Source organism: Clavibacter lycopersici, from assembly GCF_003576405.1.
GTDB lineage: Bacteria > Actinomycetota > Actinomycetes > Actinomycetales > Microbacteriaceae > Clavibacter > Clavibacter lycopersici.
Map to the genome: position 1 here is coordinate 1 of NZ_QWGT01000015.1, position 22,625 is coordinate 22,625.

Below are 22,625 nucleotides of genomic sequence, written 5' to 3' on the forward strand. Positions count from 1 at the left end.
GAGGTCGGCGGCCAGCGCGTCGGCGAGGGCGTCGGCGTCGTCGCCCACGAGCGGGCGCAGGTCGGCGGCGAGGGCGTCGCGATCCACCGGGGGCGCGTCGGGGGCGCCAGCGTGGGTGTCCGTCGTGCCGTCGTCGCGCGCGTCGTCGCGGTCATGCCCGCCTGCCGCGGGATCGGTCGTGAGCGCTGCGCTCCCCATGCTCGGTCCTTCCTCCGCATCGCGCGGGCACCGTCGCCCGACCCCTCGATCCTACGGGCGGCGGGGACGCGTCACCCCCCAAACCGTTCGCGCACATCGGATCCCATCGCCGGGCGGCCAGCGCGCCGCCCGGCGGGTGCGGATGCGCGCCTCGCGTGCGCGCGCCCGCCCGGGTAGGATCGGACCCGTCGCGACTGGCGTTCGGATGGGTCACCATCGGGGAGCGACTCACACGGTTGGTGGCCGTACGCCTGGGCCACGACGCATCCGCTCGTCCACCGTGCACAAGGAGTCCCATGCCCGTCGACCCGTCCTTCAACGCCCCCCTCTCCGAGGTCGACCCGGAGATCGCTGCGGTCCTCGAGCAGGAGCTCGGCCGCCAGCGCGGCACCCTCGAGATGATCGCCAGCGAGAACTTCGTGCCGCGCGCGGTGCTGCAGTCCCAGGGGTCCGTGCTCACCAACAAGTACGCGGAGGGCTACCCGGGCCGCCGCTACTACGGCGGATGCGAGTTCGTCGACGTCGCCGAGCAGCTCGCCATCGACCGCGCGAAGAGCCTCTTCGGCGCCGAGTTCGCGAACGTCCAGCCGCACTCGGGCGCCACCGCCAACGCCGCCGTCCTCGCCGCCATCGCGCAGCCGGGCGACACGATCCTCGGCCTCGAGCTCGCCCACGGCGGCCACCTCACGCACGGCATGAAGCTCAACTTCTCCGGCAAGCTCTACGACGCGGCCGCGTACGGCGTGGATCCCGACACCTTCCTCATCGACATGGACGTCGTGCGCCAGAAGGCGCTCGAGCACCGGCCGCAGGTCATCATCGCCGGCTGGTCGGCGTACCCCCGCCACCTCGACTTCGCCGCGTTCCGGTCGATCGCCGACGAGGTCGGCGCGAAGCTCTGGGTCGACATGGCGCACTTCGCGGGCCTCGTCGCCGCGGGCGTCCACCCCTCGCCCGTCCCGTACGCGGACGTCGTCTCCTCCACCGTGCACAAGACCCTCGCGGGCCCCCGGTCCGGCGTGATCCTCAGCCGCGACACCGCGCTCGCCAAGAAGCTCAACTCGGCCGTCTTCCCGGGCCAGCAGGGCGGGCCGCTCATGCACGTCATCGCCGCCAAGGCCACGGCGTTCAAGATCGCGGCGACCGAGGAGTTCGCCGACCGGCAGCGCCGCACCGTCCAGGGCGCGCAGATCCTGGCCGAGCGCCTCGTCGCGGCCGACTCCACCGAGGCCGGCGTCTCGGTGCTCACGGGCGGCACCGACGTGCACCTCGTCCTGGCCGACCTGCGGAACTCGCCCATCGACGGCAAGCAGGCGGAGGACGCGCTGCACGAGGTCGGCATCACGGTCAACCGCAACTCGGTGCCGTTCGACCCGCGGCCGCCGATGGTCACGTCCGGCGTCCGCATCGGCACGTCGGCGCTCGCGACCCGCGGCTTCGGCGAGACGGAGTTCACCGAGGTGGCGGACATCATCGCCGAGACCCTGAAGCCGGGCAGCGACCTCGCCGCCCTCCGCACGCGCGTGCAGACGCTGACGGACGGCTTCCCGCTCTACGAGGGCCTCACCCAGTGACGGCGGTCGTGCTCGACGGCGTCGCGACCGCGTCGGCCGTCAAGTCCGAGCTCGCCGTGCGCATCCGCGCGCTCCGCGAGCAGGGCCTCGTCCCCGGCCTCGGCACGCTGCTCGTGGGCGACGACCCGGGATCCCGCTCCTACGTCGCCGGCAAGCACCGCGACTGCGCCGAGGTCGGCATCGAGTCGATCCGCGTGGACCTCCCGGCTGACGCCTCCGAGGCCGACGTGCGGACCGCGATCGAGCGTCTCAACACGGATCCGGCGGTCACGGGCTACATCGTGCAGCTGCCGCTCCCGGCGGGCATCGACGAGAACGCGATGCTCGAGCTCATCGACCCGTCGAAGGACGCCGACGGACTGCACCCGACGAACCTCGGGCGCCTCGTGCTCGGGGTGCAGGGCGAGCTGACGTCGCCGCTGCCGTGCACACCCGCGGGCATCGTCGAGATGCTCCAGCGCTACGACGTGCCCATCGCCGGGCAGCACGTGGTCGTCGTCGGCCGCGGGCTCACGGTCGGGCGGCCGCTCGGCCTGCTTCTCACGCGGAAGGGCCTCGACGCCACCGTCACGCTCACGCACTCCCGCACGCGCGACCTCGAGCAGGAGGTCCGCCGGGCGGACATCGTGGTCGCGGCCGTGGGCGTCGCGGGGCTGATCAAGCCGGAGTGGGTGAAGCCGGGCGCCGCGGTGCTCGACGTGGGCATCACGCGCGTCGTGGATCCGGAGACCGGCAAGGCGCGCCTGACCGGCGACGTGGATCCTTCCGTCGCCGAGGTCGCCGGGCACCTGTCGCCGAACCCGCGCGGGGTCGGGCCGATGACCCGGGCGATGCTGCTGGTGAACGTGGTACTGGCCGCCGAGCGCGACGCGCGCCTGGCCGAGGAGCTCCGCGGCTGACGGCGCTCGCCGCGTCCGCGCGGCGGCTCTGCGGGAGGGGACGGCCGGTCAGGCCGTCCCCTCCTCGCGTCCAGGGGCCGCGGACCGCTCTGCGCCCAGGAGCACCGCCGGCGTCGGGATCGCGCCCGCGTGCAGCCGCGCGTTCTCGACGTAGTGGTCCGCGTTCGCGCGCAGCCCTGCGACCTCCTCGTCGGTGAGCTCGCGCCGCACCTTGCCGGGCACGCCCGCGACGAGCGAGCGCGGCGGGACCACCTGCCCCTCGAGCACGACCGTGCCGCCGGCGAGGAGCGACTCCCGGCCGACGACGGCGCCGTTCATCACGGTGGCGGACATGCCGACGATGCAGTCGTCCTCGATCGTGCAGCCGTGCAGCACGGCGTTGTGGCCGACGCTCACGCCCTCGCCGACCGTGAGCGGGAAGCCCGCGTCGACGTGGCAGCTGACGTTGTCCTGCAGGTTCGAGCCCGCGCCGATCCGGATGTCCGCGGCCTCCGCGCGCAGCACGGCGTTGAACCAGACGCTGGATCCCGCGCCGAGCGTCACCCGCCCGACGACGCGCGCGCCCGCAGCCACGAGGGCGTCGGGCGCGATGTCGGGCGCGGGCGATCCGGGGAGCGCGCGGACGGTGGCCTGGGGATCGACGGTCATGCCGCCAGGGTAGGCCGCGGGGCCAGGCGGGTCAGGCCGGGCGGCGCATCCGCGCGCCCCGGTCCAACGGCGCGAAGCCCGCGGCGACGTACGCGTCCCACGGCGCCCGGTAGTAGGGGAGCGGCGAGGCGTTGATGAAGACGTCGCTCCCGCCCAGCTCGCGGACCCGGCGGCAGACGTCGAGCGCGAGGATCTGCGCGAGGCCCCGGCGGCGGTGCGCGGGCACGATGCCGAGCGGCTCGAGCTCCGCCCAGCCGCTCGCCGGGTCGAGCCAGGCCGTGCAGGTGCCGGCCAGCGATCCGTCCGGAGCCTCGATCACGAGGTCGAGCTCGCGCCGGTACACGGCAGCGGCCCGCATGGCCGCGTAGCCGTCCGCGTCGAAGCGGCTCTCGGCGGCCGGGTCGATGCCGTCGCCGGATCCGTCGGTGAAGGGCAGCTCGACCGGCTTCCATGCCCGGCGGTGAGCGTCGACCTTCGCCTGCTCCTCGCCCTCCTCGACCGGGCGGATGCGGTAGCCCTCGGGCGGCCGCGCACCCGTGTGGCGGGCGGCGTGGCGGAGCCCGGCGAGCGGGACGGCCTCGTCGACGAAGCCGCGTGCCGAGAGGATCCCGCGCAGCCGTTCCTGCCCGCGGTGCACGGCCACGCTGACGCGCGCGTCCCCGGCAGCATCGAGCAGCCACGCGGCCAGCAGGTCCGTCGTGCCGTCGTCGCCGGGGGCGCACTCGAGGCGCGCGTCGTCCTCGGAGCAGGCGGCCCAGCCGATCAGCGCGCCCGCCGCGTCGCGGACCACGGCGATCCGCTCGGGCAGCTGCCCGGTCGCCGCCTCCCACGCGAAGCCGCCGGGGTGGGTGGACGCCGGGAACCACGCGGACAGCGCCGGCGCGATCTCGCGGACGGCATCGTCCAGGTCGTCGATGATCTCGGTCAGGCCCGCGGGTGGTCGCATGCCGCCGAGCCTAGGGGCGCCGCCGGAGCGGCGCCCGCGCTACTCCTCCGCCTTCGCCCCGTCCGACGGCGTGACCGTGAAGACGGTCGGCCCCGTGTAGCCGTGCTCCGCGAACGCGCCGTCGATCGCGACCTGCAGGCGCGACAGCGAGTCGACGTCGATCAGCGCGATGGCCGATCCGCCGAAGCCGCCGCCCGTCATCCGCGCGCCGATCGCGCCCTCGTTCTGCGCGACCTCGACCGCGAGGTCGAGCTCCGGGACGCTGATCTCGAAGTCGTCGCGCATGGAGCGGTGGCTCGCGTCGAGCAGCTCGCCGATGGCGCGCGGCCCCTCCTCGCGGAGTGCCCGTACGGTGTCGAGCACGCGCTGGTTCTCGGTGACGATGTGGCGCACACGGCGGAACGTCTCGTCGTCGAGCACCTCGCGGGCGCGCACGAGGTCGTCGACCGTGAGGTCGCGCAGCGACGGGACGCCCATGAGGCGCGCGCCCTGCTCGCACGACTCACGCCGCGCGCGGTAGCCGCCGTCGGCGTGCGCGTGGGCGACGTGCGTGTCGATCACGGCGATGGTGAGGCCGGCCGCCTCGAGCCCGAGCGGGATGACCTCCGCCTGGAGCGAGCGGCAGTCGAGGAACACGCCCGCGTCCTGCTGACCGAGGAGGCTCGCGGACTGGTCCATGATCCCGGTCGGCGCGCCCACGATCTCGTTCTCGGCGAGCTGCCCCACCGCGGCGAGCGTCGGCCGGTCGAGGCCGAGACGCCAGATGTCGTCGAGCGCGAGGGCGATGGATCCCTCGAGCGCCGCCGACGACGACAGGCCCGCGCCCACGGGCACGTCGCTGTCGATGAACACGTCGAAGCCGGGCACGGCCGCGAGGTCGGCCCCGCGCTGGCCGAGCGCCCACGCGACGCCCAGCGGGTAGGCCTGCCAGCCCTCGATGCGCTCGCCCGTGAGGTCGGCGAGGCGCGCCTCCACGACCTCATCCGAGAAGGAGCTCGCCAGGCGGATCCGGTCGTCGTCCCGCGGAGCCAGCGCGATGACCGTACGGCGGTCGATCGCGAACGGGAACACGAAGCCCTCGTTGTAGTCGGTGTGCTCGCCGATGAGGTTCACGCGCCCGGGCGAGGACCACACGCCGTGCGGCTCGCGCTCGAAGCGGGCGCGGAATCCCTCGCGCACGTCGTCTCGGATGTCGGTCATGCGTCCTCCACTGCCTTCCGGATCATCTCGGCCGCCTTCTCCGGCGGCACGTCGCCGATCCAGGCGCCCATGGCCGCCTCGGATCCGGCCAGGAACTTGAGCTTGTCCGCTGCGCGGCGCGGCGACGTGATCTGCAGCATCAGCCGGATCTCGTCGCGGTGCGCGTCCACCGGCGCCTGGTGCCAGGCGGAGATGTACGGCGTCGGGGTGTCGTACAGCCGGTCGATCCCCTGCAGCAGCCGCAGGTACATCGTCGCGAGCTCGTCGCGCTCGGCCGCGGTCGTCTCGGCGAGGTCGGGCACGTGGCGGTGGGGGAGCATGTGGATCTCCACGGGCCAGCGCGCCGCGAACGGCACGAACGCCGTGAAGTGCTCGCCGCGGAGCACGACGCGCTCGGACGCCTGCTCGGTCTCGAGGATCCGCTGGAACAGGCCCGGGCCGAACCGCTCGATCGACTCCACCAGCCGTCGCGTGCGCGGGGTGATGTAGGGGTACGAGTAGATCTGCCCGTGCGGGTGGTGCAGCGTCACGCCGATGGCCTCGCCGCGGTTCTCGAACGGGAACACCTGCCGGATCCCGGGCATCGCCGAGAGGGCGCGCGTGCGCTCGGCCCACGCCTCCACCACGGTGCGGGCGCGCGACGGCGTGAGGCCGCTGAACGAGCCGGTGTGCTCGGGGCTGAAGCAGACGACCTCGCACCGGCCGACCGAGGTGCGGGTGCGCTCCAGGCCGATGGCGGTGAGGTCGTCGTCGTCCACCGGGGCGTCGACGCCCGCGGTGTCCGCGAGCGCGGGCCCGAACGACGGCGACTTGTTCTCGAACACCGCGACGTCGTACATGCTCGGGATCTCGGACGGGTTCGTCGCGCTCGCCGGGGCGAGGGGATCCAGCTCCGCCGGCGGCAGGAACGCGCGGTTCTGGCGGGCGGCCGCGATGGAGACCCACTCGCCCGTGAGCACGTCCTGCCGCATCGTCGCGGTGGGCGGGCGGGGCGCGGCGGGGCGGGCGTCGGCGGCGCGCTCGGGCGGGAGGGTCGTGTCGGCGTCGTCGAAGTAGACGAGCTCGCGGCCGTCGGACAGCAGCGTGCGGCGCTGCGTGATCCCGGACGGCGACGTCGTGACGGTCTGGTCGGCATGCATGATCCCCCGATCCTACGGGCTCTCAGGGCTCGGATCTGCGTCCGCGAAAGGGCCGGCTTGCGTTCCGGCAAGCGCGTGCGGGAGGCTCGCCGCATGGCCGACGACTCCGCATCCGTCCCCGCGGCGACCCGCCGTGCGCGCATCCTCGAGCGGCTCGCCGACCGCGGCTTCGCGACCGTCGCCGAGCTCGCAGCCGACGCCGGGGTCTCGGCGGTCACGATCCGCGCCGACCTCGACGCGCTCGCCGACTCCGCCGCCGTCCAGCGCGTGCACGGCGGCGCGGTCCTCCGGTCCGGCCTCGGGGCGCGCGAGCAGAGCCTCGAGGTGACGCTCGAGTCGGCCGCCGACGCCAAGCGCGCCATCGGCCGCGCGGCCGCCGACCTCGTCGAGAGCGGCCAGAGCGTCCTGCTCGACGTCGGCAGCACGACGCTCCAGGTGGCCCGCGCGCTCGTCGCCCGCGAGGACCTCGTCGACGTCACGGTGATCACGAACGGGCTCACGCTGGCGCTGGAGCTCGAGCGCGCGATGCCGCGGTTCACGGTGGTCGTGACGGGCGGCACGCTCCGGGCGCTGCAGCACAGCCTCGTGGATCCGCTCGCCGGCGTCGTGCTCGACCGCCTGCACCCGGACATCGCGTTCATCGGCGGCAACGGCGTCGACGTCGACCGGGGCGTCACGAACGTCAACCTGCCCGAGGCCGAGGTGAAGCGGCGTATGGTCGCCGCGAGCGCGCGCACCGTGGTCGTCGCGGACGGGACCAAGCTCGGGCGCACGCACCTCGGATCCGTCGCGCCGCTGGACCTGATCGACACGCTGCTCACGGACGCCGACGCGGATCCGCGCGAGGTCGAGCGCCTGCGCGACTCAGGGCTGCGCGTCGTCCGGGCGGGCGGCGCGTCCGCGGCCCGGCGGTCGTAACGTGGATCCCATGAGACCCGTCACCGGAGAGCAGCACCACCTCGTCCACGCCGGCCCGTCCGGCGAGCTCCGCGCCACCGTCGTGCAGCTCGCGGCCGCCATCCGCGGCCTGACCCTCGACGGCGTCGACCTCGTCGAGCCCTACGGCGAGGACGTCGTGGCCCCGATGGGCGCCGGCATGGTCCTCGTGCCGTGGCCGAACCGGATCCGCGGCGCCCGCTACGACCTCGACGGGAAGGCCCAGGCGCTCGACGTCACCGAGCCGTCGCTCGGCAACGCCTCGCACGGCCTCCTCCGCAACACCGGCTACACCGCGTCCGACCGCGCCGACGACCGCGTCACCCTCTCCGCCACAGTCTTCCCGCAGCACGGCTACCCGTTCCTGCTCGACACCTCCGTCACCTACCGGCTCACCGACGACGGCCTCGTCGTGACCCACCGGATCCGCAACGACTCGGACGGCTCGGCCCCCGTCGCGGTCGGCGCCCACCCCTACCTCGCGATCGGCGGCGTGCCCTCCGCGGACCTCACGCTCACCGTCCGCGCGGACACGTGGTCCGAGGTGGACGACGCGCTGATCCCCGTGGCCGACCACCCCGTCGACGGCGCCGACGAGGACCTGCGCGAGGGCCGCGTCGTCGGCGAGCTCGACCTCAACACCGGCTACGGCGACGTCCGCGTCGAGGGCGGCACCAGCCGCCATGGCCTCACCTCGCCCGACGGCCGCGGCGTGGAGCTCTGGGCCGACGAGTCGTTCCGGTTCCTGCAGGTCTACACGCCGCGCGGGTTCCCGACGCACGGCCGCCAGGCGGTCGCGATCGAGCCGATGACCGCGCCGGCCGACGCGTTCAACTCCGGCGTCGGCGTCCGCCGCCTCGCGCCCGGCGAGGAGTGGACGCTGAGCTGGGGGATCCGCGCGACGGGCTCCTAGCCCTCGTCCTCCTGCGCCCACTGCAGCGCCACCCGCTGCGTGTACCGCTCCAGCGCGATCCGGTTCTCCTCGGGCTCGCGCAGCCCGTCGATGTACGCGAGCAGCCGCCCGACGACGCCCGAGAGGTACTGCACGCCGCGGTCGTCGTGATCCTCGAGGGCGGACTTCAGCAGGTCGTAGCGCTCGCTCGTCTCCTCGGCGGTCAGCATCGCGATCACGAGTTCGTCGGCCTGCATGCTCATGCGATCCAGCATCCCATCGCCTCCTCCTCCTTAGGTCGCGGAGGTGGCCGCCGGATCCCCGTGAGCACGGGGATCCGGGCCCGGTGGACACGGCGCGCGTGCCTCCCCGAACTGGGGATACTCTCCGGGCGGCAGCGGGACCCACCCTTGCCGTATCCAGCGTGGGGCGTCCGGTGCTCGGGGGAGCGGATCGGCGCGGCCCGACCGCACCCGACAGCACGGCCCACCCGGAAGGCTCCCCTTGTCCCGCACACGCGCGGACGCGCATGCGTCCCTCTCCTCCGACCTGCCCGCCGAGGCCCTCGCCCAGGACGCCCCGGCGCCCGCCGAGCGACCGCCGCTCCTCGGTCGCCGCTCCGTCTTCCTCGCCGCCGCCGTCGGCGCGACCGCCGGCGTCGCCTCGGTCGCCGCGCCCGCCGCGGCGCCATCCGCCTCGGCCGCCCCCGTCGTGGGCGACCAGTCGCGCGTCTACTACCCGGAGCAGTTCGGGTTCGTGCCCTCCGCTGCCGACCACACCAAGGCCATGGCCGCGTTCTTCGCCGCCCTGCAGAAGACCGGCGGGCGGGGGATCCTGCCGCCGTGCGAGATCCGCGTCACGTCGACGGGCATCGACTACTCGAGCGCCACCTGGCCGAAGCAGGCCCTCTCGGGAGCGCCCTACGGGTACCCGGCCATCTCGATCGAGGGGCACGGGCGCCGCGTCACCACCATCCGGCAGATCGCGGGATCCACGGGCGACGTGTTCAAGGTGCAGGGCAAGATCGGCGCCGACGCCGGGCCCGCCGCGAACAACAAGGCGACGGTCTCGCTCACCGGCTTCAGCATCACCGGCACGCGCACGGGACGCCACGGGCTGTACCTGCGCTCGCTGCTGCACTGCCGCATCACCGACATCGAGCTCAACGCCACGGGCGGCGCGGGGGTCTACTTCGCCCGCACGAACTTCACCGCGGCGAACGACGAGTACTCGTACGCCAACGTCATCGAGGGGCTGCGCGTGATCACGGCGGGCACCTGGGGCGTCGACTGCGACGGCGTCAACGCCATCGACATCGTCATGCGCGACACCGAGATCGTGAACTGCGTGGCGGGCGGGATCCGCATCGCCCCCACCAACGCGCGCTTCGAGAACACGCGCGTCATCGGATGCGGGGCCGGCAACAAGGCGGCGCGCGGCTTCCTCGCGATCCCCACGAGCAACACGTCGTCGATGGTCTCCGAGCTCGGGATCAACGGCATGCGCCTGGAGGGCAACTCGGGCGCGGGCGGCTACCAGCTGGAGATCGGGGCGGGCGTCGGCGCCACCGTCGTCGGCTACAACATCGTCACCGGCGGCGACCTGGGCGCGCACGGCATCGGCGTCGGCCTCGTGGACCAGGGCACGCGGCTCACGCAGGACACGTTCGTCGGCCGCGGCACCATGTTCATGACCCCGAGCAAGTACCCGTCCCAGCGGGTCGTCGTGGTGGGCCCGTACGCGCGCGACACCCGCGTCGAGCGCCCGTCGCTGCCGAACAACCCCGAGGCGTCCTTCGCCTCCGTCATCACGGACCGCGGCGTCCGCAGCGTCGACGGCTTCGGGCGTCCGCTCACGGTGCCGGTGGCGACCCCGGCTCCGGCCGCGACCCCGGCTCCGGCCGCGACGCCTGCTCCGGCGAGCACGACGCCGACGCCGACGCCGACGGGCTGACCGGTCGGGCGATCGATCGGCTCGGTGCGCCGAGGGTCAGGCGGTGCCGACCGCGCGCGGCGTCCGGGTGTCGCTGGCTCCGGAACCGGGATCAGCCGGCGAGGGCGGTGAGCCCGGCTCGGATCCATGGCTGGGCATCCATGACGCGGCGATGCGCACGCCGCCCAGGTTCCTGTACCGGACGCCGCCGATCCTGGTGCTCGACAGGGCCGACCGGTCTGAGCGGCGTCGCCGGGCGCGTCACTCCGAGTGGTGCTTCTCCGGATCCGTGGCCGTCACGGTGTGGTCCTCGGGGGAGCCCTCGATGCTGCACTCGAGGATCGCGCCGACCTGGTCCTGGACGCTCTCCTGCCAGAAGTAGCCGAGGATCTGGACGTCGTAGAGGTCGCCGACCTGCGGCTGGGCGATGAGCAGCTGGTCCCATTGGTTCCACGAACCGTCGGGGTGCGTCCAGCCGTTCCGATCCTCCTCGGCGGCTCGCCAGTCGACGCAGGCCCGCCAGAGCTGCTCCTTCGTCCACGCGGGGCTCTGCTGCGATTCGAGCTCGACCGCGGGCGTGGTGGGCGTCGAGGGAGCGGCTGCCTCCGGGGAGGGGGACGGCGACGCGGAGATCGAGGCAGTCGCGGTGGTCGGCGTCGGAGCGGGCTCCCCGGTGCACGCGGTGAGGAGGAGGGCGGCCGCGAGGGCGACGGGCACGAGGGAGGTGGCGCGGGAGGGCATGCTGCGACGCTATCGGCGGGCCGCGCCGTGGGGCGTCCTCCGGGAGGGGGACGGCCGTGCGTCGAGCGATGCATCGTCCGCTTGCGCCGGGCTCGGAGTGGGGTGGGCCCCGTCGGGCTCGAACCGACGACCCAGGGATTAAAAGTCCCTTGCTCTACCAACTGAGCTAGAGGCCCGCGCCCCCGATGCTACGGGATGGGCGGAGGGGGTCTCAGAGCCGGTCGACGTCGCGCGATGACCCACGGCGCACCACCGCGCCGGCCACGACCGTGACCACGACGAGGAAGACGCCGACCCCGACGAGCCAGGCGAGCGCCTTGATCACGAAGCCCAGGATCACCAGGACGAGCCAGAGGGCGATGAGGCCGTAGACGAAGCGCATGCCCCGAGCCTACGGCGGCGACCTGCCGGGAGCCCGGCCGCCGCATCCATCCCGGCGTACGCTTGCCGGGATGTCCGGCGATTACCACAAGCCCACCCTGTTCTCCGGGTCGAAGTTCGACAGCATGCTCGGCGGCGACGACCCCGCCACGATCAGCCGCGTGGCCCACGAGACCGCGTCGGCGCTGCTGGCGCGCGTGCGGGCGGATCCCGACCCCGCGGTCGTCGACCGGCTCATCGCGTACACCGACGAGCACGGGATCGACGCGGTCGCCGAGCTCTGGTCCCGCGCCAGCCCGCGCAGCCTGCCGGGCGCGCTGTGGCGGCTGTACCTCATGCGCGCGCTCATCCGCCAGGATCCCGACGGCATCAGCCTCCTCTACCAGCGGGGCACCGAGGTCGCCACGACCATCGACCCGGTGGTCGCCGGCGCCACCGCTCCCACGGGGCCGGCTGAGATCGTGGAGCTGGCTGACAGCATCCTCCGCGGGCTCTTCACGGGCGACTTCGCGGTGGCCCTCGACCGCGCGGGCGCGTTCAGCCGGCTCGCCGCGCTCGGTGCCACCAGCGTCGCCGACGACCTCGACGCGACCGCGTCGCCGGAGCGCGCGGGCGACCTGACGACGCGTGCCCTCCGCCTCTCGCAGATGGCCGCCGACCTCGTGCAGTGCGCCCGGCTCTGGCGCAGCGACCGCCTCGATTGACGTCCTCGGCCTGCGGATCCCTCCGTTCGCTGTGAGCGCGACTCCCGGGGCGACAGCCCGCGCCGACTCGGTTACAGTGGACTCTGGTCGGGCCGCAGTACTCCCGGGTACCAATATTCGCCGCTCCGAGCGGCCTCGCGCCGAGAGGCGTCCTGCGGTCCGGCTCCTCATCTCCCTTCCCCACCTACGCGGAGGGACGGCCCCCACGTGAGCGGCCGAGCTCCCCGATCACCCGGGGCCCGTAGCCCCGTCGGCTGTGACCAATCCGTGACGCGCGTCGCGCCGAAGAGTCATCGTGGGGCGTCAACCCGCCTCGCAACCGACACCCGCGAGGGTGCGGCCCGCATCGGTCGGGTCCTGCCCGCGTGGCAGGCCGCCCGGCCATCCCAGATGTCCCGCACCACGGGATCCCGGCTGATGCGGGGCACCGCACGCCCGTGAACCGGCTCCCCATCCACCCGCACCCGACCGGAAGCGCCACATGACCTCCCCGCAGCACCGCCCCAGCTCGCCGGGCCTCGCCCTGCCTGCATGCGGATCGCACCCGGGTCTGGGATGCTGGGGCTCGTGCCTTCATCGATCGAGCGTCCCGACCTCCCCGGTCCGGCGGACCCCGAGTCGAAGGAGTCCCTCCTCGGCCGCGTCGCCCAGGGCGACAAGCGCGCCTTCTCGGATCTCTACGACCAGCTCGCTCCCCGCGTCCTCGGCCTCGTCCGTCGTCTGCTCGTCGACCACGCGCAGTCGGAGGAGGTCACGCAGGAGATCTTCCTGGAGATCTGGCAGTCCGCTTCCCGCTTCGACCCCGCCAAGGGCGCAGCGACCACGTGGGTGCTCACCATGGCCCACCGCCGCGCGGTCGACCGCGTGCGCGCCTCCCAGTCCAGCCGCGATCGCGACGTCCGCATCGGCATCCGCGATCACGAGCACGGCTACGACCAGGTCTCCGAGACCGTCGAGATCAGCATCGAGCACGAGAGGGTGAAGAAGGCGATGACGAAGCTCACCGAGATCCAGCGCCAGGCCGTCTCCCTCGCGTACTACGGCGGCTACAGCCACAGCGAGGTCGCGTCGATGCTCGACGTGCCCATCGGCACGGTGAAGACACGCCTGCGCGACGGCATGATCCGCCTGCGCGACGAGATGGGGGTCGCATCATGACCACCGACGACGACCTCCGCATGCTCACCGCGGCCTACGCGCTCGGCGCCGTCGACGCCGAGGAGGCGGCCGACATCGAGGCGCTGCTCGAGCGCGACCCCGTGCTCCGCGCGGAGGTCGAGGAGCTGCGGACCACCGCGGCCGACCTCGCCTGGACGACCGAGCCGGTGGATCCGTCTCCGCGCCTCAAGGTCGACCTCATGGCCATGCTCGACGCCACCCCGCAGCTGCCGCCGCTCGCCGCTCCGTCCGCGGCGACGGACGACGAGCGCCAGCCGGCGCCCGTGACCGCGCTGCGGCCCGCCTCCACCGGCGACGCCGGAACGGGTCCCGCCGCGCCGTCCTCGTCCGCTCCCCGCGAGCGCCTCGGGTCGGCGTCCTCCCGGGCCTCCGAGCGCTGGTTCCGCCGGCCCGGCGCCCTCATCGGCGTCGCCGCGGCGGCCGTCGTGCTCGTCGTCGGCGGCGTGGTCGTCGGCACGAACCTGGACGGCCCGGGTTCATCCCAGGCGCCCGTCGCCTCGGCGTACGAGCAGGTCACCACGGCGTCCGACGTCGTCATCGACAAGCGCGACGTCGTCGGCGGCGGCACCGCCACGGTCTACTTCTCCGCGTCCGAGGGCAGGACGGCGGTCGTGCTGAACGACGCGTCGCCGCTGCCCGAGGGCCGTGTCCTCCAGATGTGGTACGTCGGCCAGGCGGGTCCCGTGTCCGCCGGCGTCATGCCCGCCGAGGGCGGGGCCGGCCACGCCGTGCTCGAGGGCAGGTACACCCCCGGCGACACCGTGGCGATCACGGTCGAGCCCGAGGGCGGATCCGAGCAGCCCACGAGCGAGCCCATCGTGGCGGTCACCGCCACCTGATCGGCGTCGCGCACGCCCGGTACGCAGAAGGCCCCGCATCCTCCAGAGGATGCGGGGCCTTCTGCGTGCCGGGCGGCGGATCAGCCGAAGCGGCCGCTGACGTAGTCCTCGGTCGCCTGCACGCTGGGCTTGGAGAACATCGTGGTGGTGTCGTCGTACTCGATGAGCTTGCCGGGCTTGCCGGTGCCGGCGATGTTGAAGAACGCCGTGCGGTCCGAGACGCGGCTGGCCTGCTGCATGTTGTGGGTCACGATCACGATCGTGTACTGCGCCTTGAGCTCCTCGATGAGGTCCTCGATGGCGAGCGTGGAGATCGGGTCGAGCGCCGAGCACGGCTCGTCCATCAGCACCACGTCGGGCTGCACCGCGATGGCGCGCGCGATGCAGAGGCGCTGCTGCTGCCCGCCCGAGAGGCCGGACCCGGGGAGGGCCAGCCGGTCCTTGACCTCGTTCCAGAGGTTCGCGCCCATGAGCGACTGCTCGACGAGCGCGTCCGCGTCCGACTTGGAGATCTTGCGGTTGTTGAGCTTGACGCCCGCGAGCACGTTGTCGCGGATCGACATGGTGGGGAACGGGTTCGGCCGCTGGAACACCATGCCGACCTGGCGCCGCACGAGCACCGGGTCGACGCCGGGCCCGTACAGGTCGTTGCCGTCGACGAGGACCTCGCCCTCCACGTACGCGCCGGGGATCACCTCGTGCATGCGGTTGAGCGTGCGGAGGAAGGTCGACTTGCCGCAGCCGGACGGGCCGATGAAGGCGGTGACGGTGCGCGGCTCGATCCGCAGGTTGACGTCCTCGACCGCCTTGAACTTGCCGTAGTAGACGTTCAGGTCGTTGACTTCGATGCTCTTGGACAAGGGTTTCCTTACCGTTCGGGTTCGTGGCCGGGGAGCGGGCGCTAGCGGCCGAGCTTGGGGGCGAAGATGCGGGCGATGAGGCGGGCGACGATGTTCAGCGCCATGACGATGAGGATGAGCACGAGCGCGCCCGTCCACGCGCGGTCGACGTAGGCAGCCGCGTCCGCGCCCTGGTCGGCGTACTGCCGGAAGACGAACACCGGCAGGGTCATCATCTGGTCCTTGAAGGGGTTGTAGTTCATGCTCTGCGTGAACCCCGCGACGATGAGCAGCGGAGCCGTCTCGCCGATGACGCGGGCGATCGCGAGCATGACGCCCGTGACGATGCCGGCGAGCGACGTGGGCAGCACGATCTTCACGATGGTCAGCCACTTCGGCACGCCGAGCGCGTAGGAGGCCTCACGCAGCTCGTTCGGCACCAGCTTGAGCATCTCCTCGGCGCTGCGCACGACCACGGGGATCATCAGGACGGAGAGCGCCAGCGCGCCGCCGAAGCCGAGGCGGACGCCCGGCCCGAGGAATATCACGAGCAGCGCGTAGGCGAAGAGGCCCGCGACGATGGACGGGATGCCCGTCATGACGTCGACGAAGAACGTGATGGCACGGGCCAGGCGGCCCCGTCCGTACTCGACGAGGTAGATGGCCGCCATGAGGCCCACGGGGATGGAGATCACCGCGGCGATGGCCGTGACGATCAGCGTTCCCACGATGGCGTGGAGCCCGCCGCCGCCCGCGCCCACCACGTTGCGGAGGCTCGAGTTGAAGAACAGCGGGTCGAACCGCGCGGAGCCGTTGGTGACGGCGGTGATGACCAGCGAGATCAGCGGGATGAGGGCGAGCACGAACGCGACGGTGACGAGGATCGTGATGACCCGGTCCTTCGCCTTGCGCTCGCCCTCCACGGCGAGCGAGATGCAGAACAGCGCGACGCCGAACAGGATCGTGCCGAACACCGCGGTGCCCACGATGTTGAAGCTGTCGGCGGCGCCCGAGAGCTCGAGCACCAGGAAGACGGCCGCCATGACGAGCCAGGACACGAGGAAGATCGCGGGCGCCGTGAAGCGGTGCAGCTTGCCGGCGGTGAGGGAGTTGGGCAGGGTGCTCGCGACGGGCCGCGTGCGGGAGGGGGCTGTCGTCGCCATTAGTTCGCTCCGGAGAAGGCCTTGCGGCGGCTGATGATGTAGCGGGCGATCATGTTCACGGCCAGCGTGATGACGAAGAGCATGAGACCGGACGCGATGAGCTCGTTGACCTTGAGGCCGTACGCCTCGGGGAAGCTCAGCGCGATGTTCGCGGCGACCGTGTTGGAGTTCGTCGACTGGAACCACGCGAAGTTCACGACGGCGGCGGGCGAGAGGACGATCGCGACCGCCATGGTCTCGCCGAGCGCGCGGCCGAGGCCGAGCATGGAGGCCGAGATGATGCCGGGGCGGCCGAACGGCAGGACGGCGGTCTGGATCATCTCCCAGCGCGTCGCACCGAGGGCCAGCGCCGCCTCCTCGTGCAGCTTCGGGGTCTGGAGGAAGACCTCGCGGCAGAGGGCCGTGACGATCGGCAGGATCATGACGGCGAGGACCACCGCGACCGTGAAGATCGTGCGGCCGGTGCCCGAGACGGGACCGGCGAAGAGGGGGAACCAGCCGAACGCGTCGGTGAGGAACGCGTAGAACGGCTGGAGGAACGGCGCGAGGACCGTGATGCCCCAGAGGCCGAACACCACGGAGGGCACGGCGGCCAGCAGGTCGATGATGTAGCCGAGTCCCTGCGCGAGGCGGCGGGGCGCGTAGTGCGAGATGAAGAGCGCGATGCCGATGGCCACGGGCACGGCCATGAGCATGGCGAGCGCCGCGGCGTAGACGGTGCCGAACATCAGCGGCCCGACGAACGCCCAGAAGCCGCCGCCGCCGGAGATCTCGGCGGGCGGCGCGGTGAGGGCCGGGAGGCTCTGCACGATGAGGAACAGCGCGACGGCCGCGAGGATCACGAGGATGAGGGTGCCGGATCCGCGGGAGAGGCCGGAGAAGACGCGGTCGCCCACGCGGGCCTTCGGCTTCGCGTCCTGGGAGCTGCGGGGGGCGGCGGCGACGTCGCGCGGCCGATCGGACTCGGGAGCCTCGGGAGGCGTCGGGGCGGCGGTCGTCATGGGTCGGGATCCCTACGGTCTGGATGGTGGGGCTGTGGGCGGCGGTCCGCCCGTGGGGACGCCCCCTGACCCGCGCGGACGCGGATCAGGGGGCGGACAGCGGGTGCTACTTGATCGACTCGACCGCGGTCTTGACCTGCGCGGAGACCGAGTCGGACAGTGGAGCGGCGCCGGCCTTGTCGGCGGCGACCTGCTGGCCCTCGGGGCTGGTCACGTAGCCGAGGTAGGCCTTGACGAGCTCGCCGACGGCCGGGTCCTTGTACTCCTGGCAGGCGATGAGGTAGCTGACGAGGACGATCGGGTACACGCCCGCCTCCTGCGACGCGTAGTCGAGGTCGAACACGATGTCGTTGTCCGCGCGGCCCTCGGCCTCGGGGGATGCGTCGACGATGGCGGCGGCCGCCTCGGGGGAGTAGGCGACGAACTCGTCGCCGACCTTGATCTTGGCGGTGCCGAGGTCGCCCGCGCGCGAGGCGTCTGCGTAGCCGATGATGTTCGTGCCGCCGGTGACGGCGTCGACGACGCCGGAGGTGCCCTGGGCCGCCTCGCCGCCTTGGTAGGGCCAGACGCCGTCCGGCTCCGCGTCCCAGACGCTCGCGGCCGTCGCGTTGAGGTACGCGGCGAAGTTCTCGGTGGTGCCCGAGTCGTCCGAGCGGTGCACGGCGGTGATGTTCGCGTCGGGCATCGTGGCGTCCGGGTTGAGCGCGACGATCGCCGGGTCGTTCCACTTCGTGATGGTGCCCTTGAAGATGCCCGCTGCGGTGGCGGAGTCGAGGTTCAGCTGGTCGACGCCGTCGATCTTGAAGATCATCGCGATGGGCGAGATGTAGTTCGGCATGTCGATGGCCGACGTGCCGTCGGCGCACTGGCCGAAGGTGCCCGTGAGCTCGTCGGTCTTGAGCGCGCGGTCGGAACCGGCGAAGTTCGCGTTCTGGCCGCCGGCCATGAACGCCTCGCGGCCGGCGCCCGAGCCCTCGGCCGCGTAGGTGATGTTCATGCCGGTGTTCTCGGTCTGGAACGCGGCGATCCATGCCTCCTGGGCCGCGCCCTGCGCGGAGGAGCCGATGCCGTTCAGGGTGCCGGAGAGGGTGGACTCCGATGCGGAGCCTCCGTCGGCGGGCGCCTCATTGCTGGCGCAGGAGGACAGGGCGAGGGCGGTGACGGCGGCGAGCGCTGCTGCGCTGCTGAGACGCGAGATCTTCACGTGATGGAGCCTTCCGGGTATTTCGTGCTGTGAGGGGGCCGGTGCGTGCCCCTCGAAGAAGCTATGTCGGGCTCTTGACCGGCTCGGCCGATATCGGTGAACGGGAGGTGAACAGAGGGCGCGGATCGGCACGGGCTCAGGCTCGCGGGCGCACAGTTGTCGGTCGGGCTGCGCACGGGGCTCCCCGACGCGCCGCGGACGCCCGAACACCGTCAGGCCGACGGCCCGTACGTCTCCACCGCGAGGATCCCCGCCTCCGGGTCCGAGGCCGACAGGTGCACCACGGAGAACTCTGCCGGCGACAGCATCCCGGCCCGCGGCATGCGGCTCGCGCGGGGCGTCTCGGTGGCCAGCGCGATCTCGTGCAGGATCTCCGGCAGCACCGGGCTGTGGCTGCAGAGCACCGCGCTGCGGGCCTTGCGCACGCGCTTCGCGACGGTCTCGCGCACGGATCCGCCGTCGGTCTCGTAGGCGTCCTGGCTGATCCCCGCGTCCTCCTTGACGCGACGGCCGAGGGCCTCCGCGAGGGGCGCGACCGTCTCCAGGCAGCGCTCGGCGGTGCTGCTCGTGACCACGCGGGGCCCGAACGCGAGCAGCGTCGGCACGATCGCCCGCGCCTCCTCGCGTCCGCGTGCGCTGAGGGGGCGGCCCGCGTCTGCGCCGTCCCACTCGTACGGCTGCACCGCGTGGCCGTGGCGGAGCGCGATGAGCGCGAACGACCGGTGCGAGCCCGTCTCCACGAGCCCGGCGAAGAGGTCGAGGATCTGCACCTCGCCCGGGTAGTCGAGCCGCTTGCGCGCGTTGGGGATGGACACCCACTCGACGCTCTCGACCTCGTCGTCCGGCTCGAAGCGGCCGGCCTCGACCATGGCGTCCGTCGCCTCGGCGGCCCAGTAGCTCACCGACTTGCGGCGCCCGCCGGAGATGCCGTACTCGATGGCGCCGAGGGGCACGCCGAGCGCGACCCGGAGGCCGGTCTCCTCGTGCACCTCGCGGACGGCGGTCTGCGGGAGCGTCTCGCCGGGATCCACCTTGCCCTTGGGCAGGGAGGTGTCGCGGCGGCGCGTGCGGTGGATGATGAGCACCCGGATCCGCCCCTCCATGACGCGCCAGACGACGGCGCCGGCGGCGAACACGGAGGGGGCGGGGGTCACCTCACCCACGCTAGCGGGGTCGGTGACGAGCGGAGCGCCGCGCAGCGGAGCCGTGCTCAGCGGAGCCGTGCTCAGCGGAGCACGCGCCGCTTGCGCTTGGCCACGATGCCCATCACCGCGGTCTGCAGGTCCTCGAGCGTCGTGCCGTCGGCGTCCTTGTTGCGGCGCGTCCACTCGCCGTCGGCGTCGAGGATCCACGCGGACGTGGTGTCGGCCATGGCGCGGTCGAACAGGTCCTCGATCTCCTGCAGGTGCGCCGGAGCCACGAGGCGGACGAGAGCCTCGACGCGGCGGTCCAGGTTGCGGTGCATCATGTCGGCGCTGCCGATGTAGGTGGCCTGGTCGCCGTCGTTCACGAACGAGAAGACGCGGCTGTGCTCGAGGTAGCGGCCGAGGATCGACCGCACCTCGATGTTCTCGCTCAGCCCCGGCTGCCCCGGCGTGAGCGAGCAGATGCCGCGCACCCAGACCTGCACGGGCACGCCCGCGTTGCTGGCCCGGTACAGCGCGTCGATGATCTTCTCGTCGACGATGGAGTTGACCTTGATGCGGATGCCGCTGGGCTTGCCGTCGAGCGCGTTCTGCGTCTCCACGGCGATGCGCTTGAGCAGTCCCTTCCGCAGGTGGAGCGGCGCGACGAGCAGGCGCTTGAACTTCTTCTCGATGCCGTAGCCGGAGAGCTCGTTGAACAGGCGCGTGAGGTCCTTGCCCACCACGTCGTCGGCGGTGAGGAGGCCGAGGTCCTCGTAGATGCGGCTGGTCTTGGGGTTGTAGTTGCCCGTGCCGATGTGGCTGTAGTGCCGGAGCACCCCGCCCTTCTCCTGGCGGATGACGAGCGCGAGCTTGCAGTGCGTCTTCAGCCCGGCGACGCCGTAGACCACGTGCACGCCGGCCTTCTCGAGCTTGCGCGCCCACGTGATGTTGGCCTGCTCGTCGAACCGCGCCTTGATCTCCACCAGCGCGAGCACCTGCTTGCCCGCCTCGGCCGCGTCGATGAGCGCCTCGACGATGGGGCTGTCGCCGCTCGTGCGGTAGAGGGTCTGCTTGATCGCGAGCACGTGCGGATCCGACGCGGCCTGCTCGAGGAACGCCTGCACGCTCGTCGTGAACGACTCGTACGGGTGGTGCAGCAGGATGTCCTGCTGCGCGATGGACCGGAAGATGTCGGCGCGCGAGTTGTCCTCGGCCGGCTTCAGCGCGACCGCGGTGGTGGGCACGTTGTTCGGGTAGTGCAGCGCCGGGCGGTCGAGCTTGGCGAGGTCGAACAGGCCGCCGAGGTCGAGCGGGGACGGGAGCGTGAACACCTCCTGCTCGGTGATGTCGAGCTCGCGCATGAGGAGGTCGAGCGTGACCGCGTCCATGTCGTCCGAGATCTCGAGGCGGATGGGCGGGCCGAACCGGCGCCGCAGCAGCTCCTTCTCGAGGGCCTGGATGAGGTTCTCGGTCTCGTCCTCCTCGATCTGCACGTCCTCGTTGCGCGTGACGCGGAAGACGTGGTGCTCGACGATCTCCATGCCCGGGAAGAGCGTCTGCAGCTGGTTCGCGATGAGGTCCTCGAGGGCGATGAAGTCCACGGGCCCCGACCGGGTCTCCGGCGTCAGCGGCATGAAGCGCGGCAGCATCTGCGGCACCTTGATGCGCGCGAACTCCTGGCGGTTCGTCTTCGGGTTGCGGATGCGCACCGAGAGGTTGAGCGACAGGCCGGAGATGTAGGGGAACGGGTGCGCCGGATCCACCGCGAGCGGCATGAGCACCGGGAACACCTGCTCGGAGAAGAGCTCGTGCAGGCGGTCCTGCTGCGCCTCGTCGAGCGAGTCCCAGCGCACGATGCGGATGCCGTGCTCCTCGAGCGCCGGGCGCACGCTGTCGTTGAACGCGGCCGCGTGGCGGACCTGCAGGCGGTAGGCGGTCTCGTTGATGGCGGAGAGGACCTCGGACGGGGTGCGCCCGATGTTCGTGGGGACGGCGAGGCCCGTGGCGATGCGGCGCTTGAGGCCGGCCACGCGGACCATGAAGAACTCGTCGAGGTTGCTCGCGAAGATGGCGAGGAAGTTGGCGCGCTCGAGGACCGGCAGCTCCGGGTCCTCGGCGAGCTCCAGCACGCGGCGGTTGAAGGCCAGCCAGCTCAGCTCCCGGTCGAGGAAGCGGCCCTCGGGGAGGGTCCCGTCGTCCTCGAGGATCTCGTCCTCGTCGAAGTCGTCCAGGGATTCGGCGACCGCCTTCGCATCGCCGATGTACGTCTCGCTGTCCATCCGCCCATCATGGCATCGCGGTGTGCGCTCCACCCTCCAGCAGGTGAACGCACGGTGAACCGCCACGGGACCGCAGCCGCGGGGGCGCGGGGATCAGGCGCGGCGGTACTGGACGTCGACCGCGGCATCGCGGAACGCGGCCCGGCGGTAGAGCGCGAGGGCCGGGGCGTTGTCGGCCTCGACGTAGAGGTCCACCTCGTCGTGGCCGCGCTCGGAGAGCAGGTCGAGGCCGGCGGCGAGGAGGGCGGATCCGAGGCCGCGGGCGGCGCGGTCGGGATCCACGCCCAGCACGTACACCTCCGCCTGGCCGCCCTCCACCTTGAGCCAGTGGAAGCCGGCGAGCCGGCCGTCCCGGTCGCGGGCGAGGAGCAGGGCCGTCGGGTCGAACCACGCCTCGGCGACGCGGTCGTCGAGGTCGCCGCGGGTCATCCGGCCCTGCTCCGGGTGGCTCGCGAAGGCGCGGGCGTTGAGCGCCACCCATTCGTCGGCGTCGTCCGCGGTGAAGGACGAGAGCGCGAGGCCATCGGGCATCGGGCGCTCGCCGAGGCCGGCGCGCGCCTCGGCGACCGATGCGCGCAGCTGCAGGAGCTCGCGTGCCCGGTCGAGTCCGGTCGCGGCCGCGAGCGCGCGGGCGGCGGGGTGGTCGCCGTGCGCCCAGACCGAGACGGGGGAGGATCCGGCCTCCGCGAGCACGGCGTCGAGGAGCGCGCGGCCGATGCCGCGGCGGCGGTGCCCGGGATCAACGACGAGCTCGGCCTCGACGCCGGCGTCGCCGCGCGCGCGGACGGCCGCGCCGATCGGGTG

The 22,625-nt window shown here is 72.7% G+C and carries 22 protein-coding genes, 1 tRNA gene, 1 pseudogene and 1 riboswitch; of the genes and pseudogenes, 8 read left to right on the forward strand and 16 right to left on the reverse strand.

Annotated elements, in window-relative coordinates; genetic code table 11:
• Positions 1–198, reverse strand: a pseudogene (locus DZG00_RS02195) (DUF3459 domain-containing protein); the annotation flags it as partial.
• Between the two features lie 180 nt (positions 199–378).
• Positions 379–462: riboswitch (ZMP/ZTP riboswitch) on the forward strand.
• Positions 463–494: 32 nt separating this feature from the next.
• On the opposite strand from DZG00_RS02195, the gene glyA reads away from it, so the two are divergent.
• Entirely contained in the window at positions 495–1,772 is a 1,278-nt protein-coding gene (gene glyA / locus DZG00_RS02200; RefSeq protein WP_119383028.1) for a serine hydroxymethyltransferase, read from the forward strand.
• Positions 1,769–2,671: a bifunctional methylenetetrahydrofolate dehydrogenase/methenyltetrahydrofolate cyclohydrolase gene (locus DZG00_RS02205; RefSeq protein WP_119383029.1), complete on the forward strand. Its 903-nt coding sequence runs from the start codon at positions 1,769–1,771 to the stop codon at positions 2,669–2,671. The genes glyA and DZG00_RS02205 overlap by 4 nt, the downstream gene beginning before the upstream one ends.
• 48 nt (positions 2,672–2,719) lie before the next feature.
• On the opposite strand, the gene DZG00_RS02210 is transcribed toward DZG00_RS02205, so the two are convergent.
• From DZG00_RS02210 to galT, 4 genes are read right to left on the reverse strand one after another with little or no spacing between them, the layout of a single operon-like run.
• The gene (locus DZG00_RS02210; protein WP_119383369.1) at positions 2,720–3,319 is read right to left on the reverse strand and encodes a gamma carbonic anhydrase family protein; all 600 of its coding nucleotides are present in this window, start codon (positions 3,317–3,319) and stop codon (positions 2,720–2,722) included.
• A gap of 31 nt (positions 3,320–3,350) precedes the next feature.
• Positions 3,351–4,265 carry a GNAT family N-acetyltransferase gene (locus DZG00_RS02215; RefSeq protein WP_119382787.1) on the reverse strand — a complete coding sequence of 305 codons (915 nt, stop codon included), beginning with the start codon at positions 4,263–4,265 and terminating at the stop codon, positions 3,351–3,353.
• 39 nt (positions 4,266–4,304) lie between these two features.
• On the reverse strand, positions 4,305–5,465 hold the full coding sequence (gene galK, locus DZG00_RS02220) for a galactokinase (protein WP_119382788.1): 1,161 nt from the start codon (positions 5,463–5,465) through the stop codon (positions 4,305–4,307).
• Positions 5,462–6,604, reverse strand: coding sequence for a galactose-1-phosphate uridylyltransferase (galT, locus tag DZG00_RS02225; protein ID WP_119382789.1), 1,143 nt, complete (start codon positions 6,602–6,604; stop codon positions 5,462–5,464). Before galT ends, galK begins: the two co-directional genes overlap by 4 nt.
• A 93-nt stretch (positions 6,605–6,697) precedes the next feature.
• On the opposite strand from galT, the gene DZG00_RS02230 reads away from it, so the two are divergent.
• Together DZG00_RS02230 and DZG00_RS02235 are read left to right on the forward strand one after the other, a co-directional pair.
• Positions 6,698–7,522 carry a DeoR/GlpR family DNA-binding transcription regulator gene (locus DZG00_RS02230; protein WP_119455342.1) on the forward strand — a complete coding sequence of 275 codons (825 nt, stop codon included), beginning with the start codon at positions 6,698–6,700 and terminating at the stop codon, positions 7,520–7,522.
• A gap of 10 nt (positions 7,523–7,532) precedes the next feature.
• Positions 7,533–8,453, forward strand: coding sequence for an aldose 1-epimerase family protein (locus tag DZG00_RS02235; protein WP_119383123.1), 921 nt, complete (start codon positions 7,533–7,535; stop codon positions 8,451–8,453).
• Here DZG00_RS02235 and DZG00_RS02240 read toward each other — a convergent pair.
• A complete protein-coding gene (locus DZG00_RS02240; RefSeq protein WP_119383124.1) occupies positions 8,450–8,707 on the reverse strand; it encodes a hypothetical protein in 258 nt (85 codons plus the stop codon). The two genes, DZG00_RS02235 and DZG00_RS02240, sit on opposite strands and share 4 nt — an antisense overlap.
• A 229-nt stretch (positions 8,708–8,936) precedes the next feature.
• On the opposite strand from DZG00_RS02240, the gene DZG00_RS02245 reads away from it, so the two are divergent.
• A complete protein-coding gene (locus DZG00_RS02245; RefSeq protein ID WP_119455343.1) occupies positions 8,937–10,385 on the forward strand; it encodes a hypothetical protein in 1,449 nt (482 codons plus the stop codon).
• A 240-nt stretch (positions 10,386–10,625) separates the two neighbouring features.
• On the opposite strand, the gene DZG00_RS16940 is transcribed toward DZG00_RS02245, so the two are convergent.
• From DZG00_RS16940 to DZG00_RS17115, 3 genes are all read right to left on the reverse strand, one after another.
• Positions 10,626–11,105, reverse strand: a complete 480-nt coding sequence (locus tag DZG00_RS16940) for a hypothetical protein (RefSeq protein ID WP_158586983.1) — start codon at positions 11,103–11,105, stop codon at positions 10,626–10,628.
• Positions 11,106–11,208: 103 nt separating this feature from the next.
• Positions 11,209–11,281, reverse strand: a tRNA-Lys gene (locus DZG00_RS02255).
• A 35-nt stretch (positions 11,282–11,316) separates the two neighbouring features.
• The gene (locus DZG00_RS17115) at positions 11,317–11,487 is read right to left on the reverse strand and encodes a hypothetical protein (protein WP_199688922.1); all 171 of its coding nucleotides are present in this window, start codon (positions 11,485–11,487) and stop codon (positions 11,317–11,319) included.
• Positions 11,488–11,557: 70 nt separating this feature from the next.
• Between DZG00_RS17115 and DZG00_RS02260 the strand changes: the two genes are divergently transcribed.
• The 3 genes from DZG00_RS02260 (at position 11,558) to DZG00_RS02270 (ending at position 14,208) form a co-directional block, all read left to right on the forward strand.
• A complete protein-coding gene (locus tag DZG00_RS02260) occupies positions 11,558–12,190 on the forward strand; it encodes a DNA-directed RNA polymerase subunit beta (RefSeq protein WP_119381991.1) in 633 nt (210 codons plus the stop codon).
• 555 nt (positions 12,191–12,745) lie between these two features.
• Positions 12,746–13,348, forward strand: a complete 603-nt coding sequence (locus tag DZG00_RS02265; RefSeq protein WP_119381990.1) for a sigma-70 family RNA polymerase sigma factor — start codon at positions 12,746–12,748, stop codon at positions 13,346–13,348.
• Complete coding sequence (locus tag DZG00_RS02270) at positions 13,345–14,208, forward strand: anti-sigma factor (RefSeq protein ID WP_119381989.1); 864 nt, start codon at positions 13,345–13,347, stop codon at positions 14,206–14,208. Before DZG00_RS02265 ends, DZG00_RS02270 begins: the two co-directional genes overlap by 4 nt.
• Positions 14,209–14,288: 80 nt before the next feature.
• Here the strand turns inward: DZG00_RS02270 and pstB are convergent, their stop codons facing one another.
• The 7 genes from pstB to mshD all read right to left on the reverse strand — a co-directional run.
• Positions 14,289–15,068, reverse strand: a complete 780-nt coding sequence (pstB, locus tag DZG00_RS02275; RefSeq protein ID WP_043673462.1) for a phosphate ABC transporter ATP-binding protein PstB — start codon at positions 15,066–15,068, stop codon at positions 14,289–14,291.
• 41 nt (positions 15,069–15,109) lie between these two features.
• Positions 15,110–16,210: a phosphate ABC transporter permease PstA gene (pstA, locus tag DZG00_RS02280; RefSeq protein ID WP_119381988.1), complete on the reverse strand. Its 1,101-nt coding sequence runs from the start codon at positions 16,208–16,210 to the stop codon at positions 15,110–15,112.
• A complete protein-coding gene (pstC, locus tag DZG00_RS02285; protein ID WP_199688921.1) occupies positions 16,210–17,211 on the reverse strand; it encodes a phosphate ABC transporter permease subunit PstC in 1,002 nt (333 codons plus the stop codon). The genes pstA and pstC overlap by 1 nt, the downstream gene beginning before the upstream one ends.
• 106 nt (positions 17,212–17,317) lie before the next feature.
• Complete coding sequence (locus DZG00_RS02290; protein WP_119382407.1) at positions 17,318–18,415, reverse strand: phosphate ABC transporter substrate-binding protein PstS; 1,098 nt, start codon at positions 18,413–18,415, stop codon at positions 17,318–17,320.
• Between the two features lie 212 nt (positions 18,416–18,627).
• Entirely contained in the window at positions 18,628–19,578 is a 951-nt protein-coding gene (locus DZG00_RS02295) for an NUDIX hydrolase (protein ID WP_119382408.1), read from the reverse strand.
• 62 nt (positions 19,579–19,640) lie between these two features.
• Entirely contained in the window at positions 19,641–21,821 is a 2,181-nt protein-coding gene (locus DZG00_RS02300) for an RNA degradosome polyphosphate kinase (RefSeq protein WP_119382409.1), read from the reverse strand.
• A 93-nt stretch (positions 21,822–21,914) separates the two neighbouring features.
• Positions 21,915–22,625, reverse strand: a 711-nt coding sequence (mshD, locus tag DZG00_RS02305; protein WP_119455344.1) for a mycothiol synthase, incomplete at its 5' end; no start/stop codon positions are given.